Origin of the sequence: Cohnella faecalis (genome assembly GCF_003570905.1) — a bacterium.
Taxonomy (GTDB): Bacteria; Bacillota; Bacilli; order Paenibacillales; family Paenibacillaceae; genus Cohnella; species Cohnella faecalis.
In genome coordinates, this window is sequence record NZ_QXJM01000013.1 from 1 (window position 1) to 9,349 (window position 9,349).

General features: G+C 55.3%; 12 protein-coding genes and 1 pseudogene. 8 read left to right on the plus strand and 5 right to left on the minus strand.

Features of this window, described 5'->3' with window-relative positions:
• The 3 genes from D3H35_RS01330 to D3H35_RS31870 form a co-directional block, all read right to left on the minus strand.
• The coding region (locus D3H35_RS01330; RefSeq protein WP_147355699.1) for a type 2 periplasmic-binding domain-containing protein at positions 1-644 on the minus strand (644 nt) is incomplete at its 3' end.
• Positions 563-760 (minus strand): GntR family transcriptional regulator, encoded by a 198-nt coding sequence (locus D3H35_RS34540; protein WP_411675122.1) that lies wholly within the window; start codon positions 758-760, stop codon positions 563-565. The genes D3H35_RS34540 and D3H35_RS01330, both read right to left, overlap by 82 nt.
• A complete protein-coding gene (locus tag D3H35_RS31870) occupies positions 685-846 on the minus strand; it encodes a hypothetical protein (protein ID WP_233567700.1) in 162 nt (53 codons plus the stop codon). Before D3H35_RS31870 ends, D3H35_RS34540 begins: the two co-directional genes overlap by 76 nt.
• A gap of 187 nt (positions 847-1,033) precedes the next feature.
• Between D3H35_RS31870 and D3H35_RS01340 the strand changes: the two genes are divergently transcribed.
• The 4 genes and pseudogenes from D3H35_RS01340 to D3H35_RS34545 all read left to right on the plus strand — a co-directional run bounded on the left by D3H35_RS01340 (position 1,034) and on the right by D3H35_RS34545 (position 3,306).
• Positions 1,034-1,762, plus strand: a complete 729-nt coding sequence (locus tag D3H35_RS01340; RefSeq protein WP_119147427.1) for a dihydrodipicolinate synthase family protein — start codon at positions 1,034-1,036, stop codon at positions 1,760-1,762.
• Positions 1,763-1,924: 162 nt separating this feature from the next.
• Positions 1,925-2,086: a hypothetical protein gene (locus D3H35_RS30540; RefSeq protein ID WP_158593891.1), complete on the plus strand. Its 162-nt coding sequence runs from the start codon at positions 1,925-1,927 to the stop codon at positions 2,084-2,086.
• A 575-nt stretch (positions 2,087-2,661) separates the two neighbouring features.
• Positions 2,662-2,964 carry a hypothetical protein gene (locus D3H35_RS01345; protein WP_147355700.1) on the plus strand — a complete coding sequence of 101 codons (303 nt, stop codon included), beginning with the start codon at positions 2,662-2,664 and terminating at the stop codon, positions 2,962-2,964.
• Positions 2,965-3,007: 43 nt separating this feature from the next.
• Positions 3,008-3,306, plus strand: a pseudogene (locus D3H35_RS34545) (IclR family transcriptional regulator domain-containing protein).
• Here the strand turns inward: D3H35_RS34545 and D3H35_RS01355 are convergent.
• Both D3H35_RS01355 and D3H35_RS01360 read right to left on the minus strand, forming a co-directional pair.
• Entirely contained in the window at positions 3,295-4,068 is a 774-nt protein-coding gene (locus D3H35_RS01355) for a cyclase family protein (protein ID WP_119147430.1), read from the minus strand. The pseudogene D3H35_RS34545 and the gene D3H35_RS01355 sit on opposite strands and share 12 nt — an antisense overlap.
• Complete coding sequence (locus D3H35_RS01360; RefSeq protein ID WP_119147431.1) at positions 4,065-4,919, minus strand: dihydrodipicolinate synthase family protein; 855 nt, start codon at positions 4,917-4,919, stop codon at positions 4,065-4,067. Before D3H35_RS01360 ends, D3H35_RS01355 begins: the two co-directional genes overlap by 4 nt.
• Before the next feature lie 189 nt (positions 4,920-5,108).
• Between D3H35_RS01360 and D3H35_RS01365 the strand changes: the two genes are divergently transcribed.
• The 4 genes from D3H35_RS01365 to D3H35_RS33955 all read left to right on the plus strand — a co-directional run.
• Positions 5,109-6,467: an extracellular solute-binding protein gene (locus D3H35_RS01365; protein ID WP_119147432.1), complete on the plus strand. Its 1,359-nt coding sequence runs from the start codon at positions 5,109-5,111 to the stop codon at positions 6,465-6,467.
• A gap of 292 nt (positions 6,468-6,759) precedes the next feature.
• Positions 6,760-7,026: a hypothetical protein gene (locus D3H35_RS01370; RefSeq protein WP_119147433.1), complete on the plus strand. Its 267-nt coding sequence runs from the start codon at positions 6,760-6,762 to the stop codon at positions 7,024-7,026.
• Between the two features lie 117 nt (positions 7,027-7,143).
• The gene (locus tag D3H35_RS01375; protein ID WP_147355701.1) at positions 7,144-7,515 is read left to right on the plus strand and encodes a hypothetical protein; all 372 of its coding nucleotides are present in this window, start codon (positions 7,144-7,146) and stop codon (positions 7,513-7,515) included.
• On the plus strand, positions 7,475-9,349 hold a 1,875-nt coding region (locus D3H35_RS33955; RefSeq protein ID WP_325049985.1), incomplete at its 3' end, for an ABC transporter permease. The genes D3H35_RS01375 and D3H35_RS33955, both read left to right, overlap by 41 nt.

Below are 9,349 nucleotides of genomic sequence, written 5' to 3' on the forward strand. Positions count from 1 at the left end.
GCGTCTGGATGAAGTCCAAAAAACCCGCCAGCCCCTCGGTATTCAGCATGCCGGACGGCTCCTGCCGCATCCGATAGCTGTGCTTGCGGGCGAGCACGGCCAGCGATACAGCGACGAGGACAAACCGAAGCCGTAGATGTCGTTGGCCGTCGCCGTTCGAATCTCTTGTGATCGACTTGGCCGCTTCGACAAAACTGCTCCCAATTCCAGCTTATTTGCGGTATATGCAGTCCGCTCGTCTCAAACAGATGAGGATTGCAGGCGAGGAATACTGGCGAATACGTAAGCGGGATGGCGTATTGTCCTGTCGGGTGGCCGAATATTTGAAAGAGCTTGTCCTGGGTCATGCCCTGCTCCGGAACGATATCCTCAAGCGTCAGGAACTTGTCGAGCGGCAATCGCTGCATGTCGCCATCGTTCATAATGACGATGTCCGCATGGACGCCGAAGCTGGCCAAATCCTGTAGTAGATCCTCGTTGTTCGTGCCCATTCCGAATAGTCGGAATTCGACGTTCGGATACTGTTCCTTGAACATCTCGATAAGAATCGGCAGCGCCTTGTTCACGTAAGAAGAATGCTGAGGGCAGATGATGTTGATGATGTTGCTCTCATGCTTGCCGATGTCGAGATCTTTCGTAACCATAGTGCCCCGCCGACCATCTTGACCAGAAGCCCTTCGTTCGTCAGCAGCTCAAGCGCCTGCCGCAGCGAATTCCGGCTAATATCGTATACCTGACAGAGCTCTTTCTCGGGAAGCAGGAACTGACCCGCTTCAGATAGCCGGACAAAATCTCCGTTCGCAGCTTCCCCGCAAGCTCGATATAACGAAATTCCCTCTTAATCACAAAACCCCTCCATAGCCGTTAATAATACCCTTATTGTCTTCTTATTAATAATATACTGTCTGCGATAATTTTGGTATAGGTTTGGTACAAATGTCATTGACACTATTTTGTTTCGGGTGCTATAGTGGACTCGTTCAGTTAACTAAAATAGTTTTTTATTTTGAAATAAATACAAGGAGGAATAGACATGAAAGGTAATATACCGGTTATACCAACGCCGTTTGTCGACGGCAAGATCGATTACGAAGGCTTTGAAAATTTGATCCGGCATACGTCCGATTTCGTGGAGGGCTATGTCATCGGCGGCAGCACCGGCGAATCGCCGCATTGTCGGCGAGGAGCGCATCGAGATCGCCCGCTTTTTTGCCAAGCGCGTGCCGCACATGCACATCGTGATCGGCCTCAATCATACGAATCTGGAAGAAGCCGTGGCAATCGGCGAGCGGCGGTCGAGGCCGGCATTCGCTCCGCGCTCGTGCCAAGCCCTTATTATTTCCCGAACTCGCTAGAATCGGTGAAGGCGTACGTGAGAAGTCTGGCTGAGCGGACGGGGCTGCAGATCGTCTTCTACGATAACCCGGTCACGACGAAGACGGTATACACCGCCCAGCAACTAATCGAGCTGGCCGCGGCCGTGCCTGCGATCAAGGCGATCAAGATGACGGACCACAACATGGGCAAAATCCGGGCGTTGAAGCAGCAGACATCGCTCGCGGTGTTCGGCGGAGACGACATCATCTGCTTCCGTGCGTTCGAAGCGGGCGTCGACGGGAACATGATATTATCGCGCCGATCATCTATCCGAAGGAATTCAAGGAGTGTTGGGATCTGTACCGGGCAGGCAAGCGTCAAGAGAGCTTTGCCGTCTTTTCCGACAAGATTCTGCCGTTCATCCATATGTTCGGTCCGGGGATGAAATCCCGACGACCAAGCGTTGTACAAACAGCTCGGCCTGTTCAAGAGTGCGGAGACGCGGCTGCCGCTGCTGCCGTCGGACGAACAGCGCGTCAGCGAGACGTTGCTCGGCTATCCGGTATGAGCAGATGGATCGACCTGACGGGAAGCTGGAAGACGGGATGTGAATTATGGGGCGCCGTTCCCTGAGGTCGTCATAGAGAAGGTTGCGGACGCGGCGTTGTTCGGCTATGAAGGCCACGCTTTTCAACTGCATTCCCTGGCGGAACGTATCTGGAGACGGCCAACCATCTGTTCCCCGACCGGGAGCGGCTTGGCGATGTAAGCATCGACCGTCTGAAGACGAGGGCTTGGGTGGCTCAGTTGCCGAACAAGCGACCGTTTGAATCGATTGGCGCGCGGAGCTGGAGGAGGCGTTGGCTCCGTGCTCGAACCGGGCGACGCTCTTCTGATCGCGACCGGATGGGACGCTTATTGGAACAGGGAAGGTTTACGGAGTCCAGCCCGTACTTTGAGCCCGAGGCAATGGAATGGATCATTGCCCGCGATGTCGGTTTGCTGGGATGGACATCACATCCATCGAGGACCCGCGCAAGCCTGGCGGCGAGATGACGCTTCTGGCGCGTTATTATGCGAAGGACCGCTCATGTCGCGCCGCTCGTAATCTGCGTGAGCGGCAGGGACCCTGGACGCGCTGCGCTGCCGCTGCACATTCCCGATGCGTGCGCCGCCCCTTGCCGGCGGTCTTGTCGAACCCTGACTGTAAGGGTCAGTTCGGGTATGTAGCCAAGCTTGTTGAGACAGCCAGCGCTTTGCCGGAGCAGCTCGCCGCATTCGCCGAAGGCGCTGGGGAGCTCGCTGCTCAGTGCGTAATCCGAGAGCGGCGACCTTCCCGTATGATTGAAGATGGGGCGGCGATGCAGCGTATTCCAGCTTCGCCTTCCTCGTCCCGATGGCGTAGCCGTCTCCCGCACGCCGACGAGAAACGGCTTGAACTCCTCAAGCGAGGCATCGTATGCGCCGCCGTCTTGGCATGCCGTGCTTCGCGATCGCCTGCAACAGCTGATCGTCTGCCATGTAGGCGGCCAGCGCCTTGCCGACGCCGAAATGGAGCGGCTGTCCAAGCTGGATATTCGCCAGGCGCAAGCCGAGATGGAGTGGATGGCGGAGAATTTAAAGTTTACCGTCCATCTGGCGATCTGAGGACGACAAGGCTTGTATATCGACAAGGTGAACGGCCCGCTTTGTGCAATTCTCCACGCAAATCGGTCAGACCCAGCTGCTGCACAATTCCGGCGTCGGCAAGGCGCTGGCCGCCTACATGGCAGACGATCAGCTGTTGCAGGCGATCGCGAAGCACGGCATGCCCAAGACGGCGGCGCATACGATGACCTCGCTTGAGGAGTTCAAGCCGTTTCTCGTCGGCGTGCGGGAGACGGCTACGCCATCGAGGACGAGGAAGGCGAAGCTGGAATACGCTGCATCGCCGCCCCCATCTTCAATCATACCGGAAGGTCGCCGGCGCTCTCGGCATTACCGCACTGAGCAGCGAGCTCCCCAGCCGCGCCTTCGGCGAATGCGGCGAGCTGCTCCGCGCCAAAGCGCTGGCTGTCTCCAACAAGCTTGGCTACATACCCAACCCTGACCCTTACAGTCAGGTTCGAACAAGACCGCCCGCAAGGGCGGCGCACGCATCGGGAATGTGCAGCGCAGCGCCAGCAGCGTCCAGGGTCCCCTGCCCGCTTCACGCAGATTTACGAGCGGCGCGACCATGAGACGGTCCTTCGCATAATAACGCGCCAGAAGCGTCATCTCGCCGCCAGGCTTGCGCGGGTCCTCGATGGATGTGATGTCCATCCCCAGCAAACCGACATCGCGGGCAATGATCCATTCCATTGCCTCGGGCTCAAAGTACGGGCTGGACTCCGTAAAACCTTCCCTGTTCCAATAAGCGTCCCATCCGGTCGCGATCAGAAGAGCGTCGCCCGGTTCGAGCACGGAGCCAACCGCCTCCTCCAGCTCCGCCGCGCCAATCGATTCAAACGGTCGCTTGTTCGGCAACTGAGCCACCCAAGCCCTCGTCTTCAGACGGTCGATGCTTACATCGCCAAGCCGCTCCCGGTCGGGGAACAGATGGTTGGCCGTCTCCAGATACGTTCCCGCCAGGGAATGCAGTTGAAAAGCGTGGCCTTCATAGCCGAACAACGCCGCGTCCGCAACCTTCTCTATGACGACCTCAGGGAACGGCGCCCCATAATTCCACATCCCGTCTTCCAGCTTCCCCGTCAGGTCGATCCATCTGCTCATACCGGATAGCCGAGCAACGTCTCGCTGACGCGCTGTTCGTCCGACGGCAGCAGCGGCAGCCGCGTCTCCGCACTCTTGAACAGGCCGAGCTGTTTGTACAACGCCTTGGTCGTCGGGATTTCATCCCCCGGACCGAACATATGGATGAACGGCAGAATCTTGTCGGAAAAGACGGCAAAGCTCTCTTGACGCTTGCCTGCCCGGTACAGATCCCAACACTCCTTGAATTCCTTCGGATAGATGATCGGCGCGATAATCATGTTCCCGTCGACGCCCGCTTCGAACGCACGGAAGCAGATGATGTCGTCTCCGCCGAACACCGCGAGCGATGTCTGCTGCTTCAACGCCCGGATTTTGCCCATGTTGTGGTCCGTCATCTTGATCGCCTTGATCGCAGGCACGGCCGCGGCCAGCTCGATTAGTTGCTGGGCGGTGTATACCGTCTTCGTCGTGACCGGGTTATCGTAGAAGACGATCTGCAGCCCCGTCCGCTCAGCCAGACTTCTCACGTACGCCTTCACCGATTCTAGCGAGTTCGGGAAATAATAAGGGCTTGGCACGAGCGCGGAGCGAATGCCGGCCTCGACCGCCGCTCGGCCGATTGCCACGGCTTCTTCCAGATTCGTATGATTGAGGCCGATCACGATGTGCATGTGCGGCACGCGCTTGGCAAAAAAGCGGGCGATCTCGATGCGCTCCTCGGCCGACAATGCCGGCGATTCGCCGGTGCTGCCGCCGATGACATAGCCCTCCACGAAATCGGACGTATGCCGGATCAAATTTTCAAAGCCTTCGTAATCGATCTTGCCGTCGACAAACGGCGTTGGTATAACCGGTATATTACCTTTCATGTCTATTCCTCCTTGTATTTATTTCAAAATACAAAAAACTATTTTAGTTAACTGAACGAGTCCACTATAGCACCCGAAACAAAATAGTGTCAATGACATTTGTACCAAACCTATACCAAAATTATCGCAGACAGTATATTATTAATAAGAAGACAAAAAGGGTATTATTAACGGCTATGGAGGGGTTTTGTGATTAAGAGGGAATTTCGTTATATCGAGCTTGCGGGGAAGCTGCGAACGGAGATTTTGTCCGGCTATCTGAAGCCGGGTCAGTTCCTGCTTCCCGAGAAAGAGCTCTGTCAGGTATACGATATTAGCCGGAATTCGCTGCGGCAGGCGCTTGAGCTGCTGACGAACGAAGGGCTTCTGGTCAAGATGGTCGGCCGGGGCACTATGGTTACGAAAGATCTCGACATCGGCAAGCATGAGAGCAACATCATCAACATCATCTGCCCTCAGCATTCTTCTTACGTGAACAAGGCGCTGCCGATTCTTATCGAGATGTTCAAGGAACAGTATCCGAACGTCGAATTCCGACTATTCGGAATGGGCACGAACAACGAGGATCTACTACAGGATTTGGCCAGCTTCGGCGTCCATGCGGACATCGTCATTATGAACGATGGCGACATGCAGCGATTGCCGCTCGACAAGTTCCTGACGCTTGAGGATATCGTTCCGGAGCAGGGCATGACCCAGGACAAGCTCTTTCAAATATTCGGCCACCCGACAGGACAATACGCCATCCCGCTTACGTATTCGCCAGTATTCCTCGCCTGCAATCCTCATCTGTTTGAGACGAGCGGACTGCATATACCGCAAATAAGCTGGAATTGGGAGCAGTTTGTCGAAGCGGCCAAGTCGATCACAAGAGATTCGAACGGCGACGGCCTGAACGACATCTACGGCTTCGGTTTGTCCTCGTCGCTGTATCGCTGGCCGGTGCTCGCCCGCAAGCACAGCTATCGGATGCGGCAGGAGCCGTCCGGCATGCTGAATACCGAAGGGCTGGCGGGTTTTTTGGACTTCATCCAGACGCTGCTCTATAGGGACGGCGTAAGCCCGGTCATGGCCGTCAACGATTGGGAGCTGCTCGCCCAGTTGTTCGACGAGGGACGGCTCGGGATGTTCCTGACGACGACGCTGACGACCGGCATGAACAATGCAACGTTTCCCGTAACCGTCATTCCTCTGCCTACCAGCCCGCAAGCGGTCAAAGGAAACCTTGCGATCGCCAACGGCATGATGATTCCGAAGACGAGCGGGAATACGGCGCTGGCCAAGCAGTTCGCCCGGTTAGCGATACATATCGATTACCAGAGACGTATGGCTGCCGAAGCCAAGTTCCTGTCCGTTTATACACAGGTGAACGAGGAGGTATGGACGGAGCGCGAGCGCAGCGCGCTAGGCGTGACGGAGGAAAATTCGGAGCCGTTTTACTTCATGAACGAGATGCTTCCCGATCCGATCCTCGAGTCGGCGCTCGTCCATGAGCTGAGCAAGTTCTGGCAGGATTCGAAACACCGGACGAAGCGACCGTCCGCTTGACCGACAAGCTGAGACAAGCGCTTGAGCTTGACCCTGTCCTGACCGAAGACAGCGTGTAAGTCCATGTCAGTTGATTGCGTTTACAAAGAAACCGCGGATTTATGAAGCGGTTTCTTTTTTTATTTAAGTTAATATTTCTGACGTTTTATTATTGACAAACGGCAATCTCATCGTGATATACTGGAATTGGTTCTAAACCTATACCAATTTTATAGATTAGTAGCTCGCATTCGTGTTATATTGTCTGACATATAAATCGCGAGTGCTTTCATTCACGAGGGAGTGGCACCAAATGGAAATGGGTAACCTAGCAATTGTGAACGAGCCTTCGGTAAGGAAACGAAGAGAAACGTATGGCGTCAACTCTTTCCAAGGCTATATCGAAGAAACGTTGAGCCGCCTCCGCATCCCCTTCCAAGCGTTCGAGTCCTTGCAAGCCGCCTTGGAATGGAAGCCTGATATTCTGATCCCGGCTCTATGCGAAGAGAACGCCGACAACGGACAAAAGCTGCAAGATTACGTCGAGGCCGCGGCACTGTCGTCTCCTATGCTGGACTAAGAGGACTGGCACACAAGCTTGGGTATTGCGAGGAACGCCCGCTCGGCCCAGGCTACGCCGTCCTGCCGGAAGCGCTCGGCCCGATTCGCTTCCTGTCTGCGACAGGCTGGAGCAAGATTGGCGTGCAAGACGCCGCCAAAACCGGAAGCTTGCACGCCTGCAGTCCAACGGCGCCGAAGCGGGCCCGGCGCTGCTCTCTATCCCTTGGGCCGGGGAACGTTCGAGCGCTGGTCGATCGACATAGTCGGCTCGATTGTCGCCTTGCAGCAAGGGAGCGGTCCCGTATATGACGACGGCGCATCGGCGCCGGACGGTTCGATCCCTGTACAGGACGGCCTCCTCAAGGCTGACGACCGTTGCGCGATGGACTGGGAATACGACCGCCTGACAACCGCCACGGGCATGAAAATATTACGCTTATCCGTATGCGGACTGGTGGCGGACAGAATTGATCCGGCATCTGATCTCGATCACGCTGTCGAAGGGTAAGCTGCTTCCGTTCCTCAGCTTTTGGCCCGCCGGCATTCCGGCCGTGGCCGTCATCTCCCATGACAGCGATATTAACAAGGACGAGCATGCGGCGGCAACCCTCCAACTGCTAAGAGAGGTGGACGCCCGTTCGACATGGTGTATGCTGGAACCGGGATATTCGTCAGCCACCTACGACGAAGTGAAGGCCGATGGACACGACTTGTGCCTTCATTATAATGCATTGGACATGGAGGGCGGCAAATGGGACGAAGAAGCCTTCCGCAACCAGAGCAAATGGCTTCGGGATGCGGCCGGCATCGACCGCATCTCGTCCAACAAGAATCACTATACCCCTTCGAAGGCTGGGCGAGCTGTACCGATGGTGCGAGCAGAACGGCATCGAGTCCGATCAAACCAGAGCCCGAGCAAAAAAGGCAATATCGGCCTGATTTTCGGCACATGCCATCCCTACTTCCCGGTGAGCGATTTTATGGAAGGGAACCGTTCGTACGACGTGCTTGAGATTGGATTTCTGAGCCAGGATCTCAACCACCCCGAACTGTACGATTCCAGTCTCGTCGATCCGTTCCTGAACATTGTTCGGGAATCCGAAGGCGTCGCTCACTTCCTTTTCCATCAGGTTCACATTTACAACTTCGAACCCGTCAGACAAGCGGTCGGAAGTCGTAGCCGGAGCCAGGCAGCGCGGCTTCGCGCTTTGGACGGTCGACGAGGTGAACCAATGGGAACGGGCTCGCGGAGCGTCAGCATAGCCGGGTCGATGAATCCGGCCGCCCCGTCCTGGAGGGCGAAGAGCTGCCGCAAGCCACAGTCGTGTATGTCCCTGTCTCCGCCGATTCGTCCGCAACGGATGGGGATTGTGAGATCAAGTTCGGATTCGTCTGCAGGAAATATACCATCTGCGAGAGGAACGATGGATGATGGCCAAGGAAAATATCGCGGGTTCCAGCCTCACACAAAAAACTTTTTTTCAATCGCTTTCCCACGGCTTTGGAGAGACCGCTATATTTACCTGTTATTGCTGCCTGGCCTGATTTACTTTCTAATGTTCAAGATTATTCCGATTTTCGGCAATGTCATCGCCTTTCAGAACTTTAATCCGTTCAAAGGCATCATGGAGAGCGATTTTGTCGGGTTTGCCAACTTCCAGCGGATCTTTGAGGATTCCGAAGTACTTCGGGTACTGCGCAATACGCTGTTCATTTCCTTGATGCAAATCGTTTTCGTGTTTCCCGCTCCGATTCTCCTTGCGATCATGTTGAACGAGCTGGCGAACGAAAGGATCAAACGTTTCATTCAATCTATTGTCTATTTGCCGCATTTCTTCTCTTGGGTCGTCATTATTAGCATCGCGACCATTTTCCTTAAGCCGGAAGGTCTCATTAACCAACTGCTGATGTACATGGGTTACGATTGGGTATCCTTTATGACGAATTCCCATCTGTTCGTCCCGATCGTTATCGTGGAGCTGATCTGGAAGGAAACCGGCTGGTCCACAATTATTTTCCTGGCCGCGCTCGCCTCTATCAATCACGAGCTCCTGGAAGCAGCCATCGTAGATGGAGCCAACCGCTGGAAGCGCATTTGGCACATCATCGTGCCTTCCATCGGCCCTACCGTCGTAATTTTGCTCATTCTTCGTTTAGGCACCGTACTCGATTCCGGTTTCGAGCAAATTTTCCTCATGTTGAATCCGTTCAACAAAGAGATCGGCAACGTCCTCGATACGTTCGTATACGAAAAAGGAATCAAGCAAAGCGACTACAGCTTCAGCGCGGCGGTGGGCCTGTTCAAGGGCTTAGTCGGACTCGTACTAGTCCTCGGAGCTAAC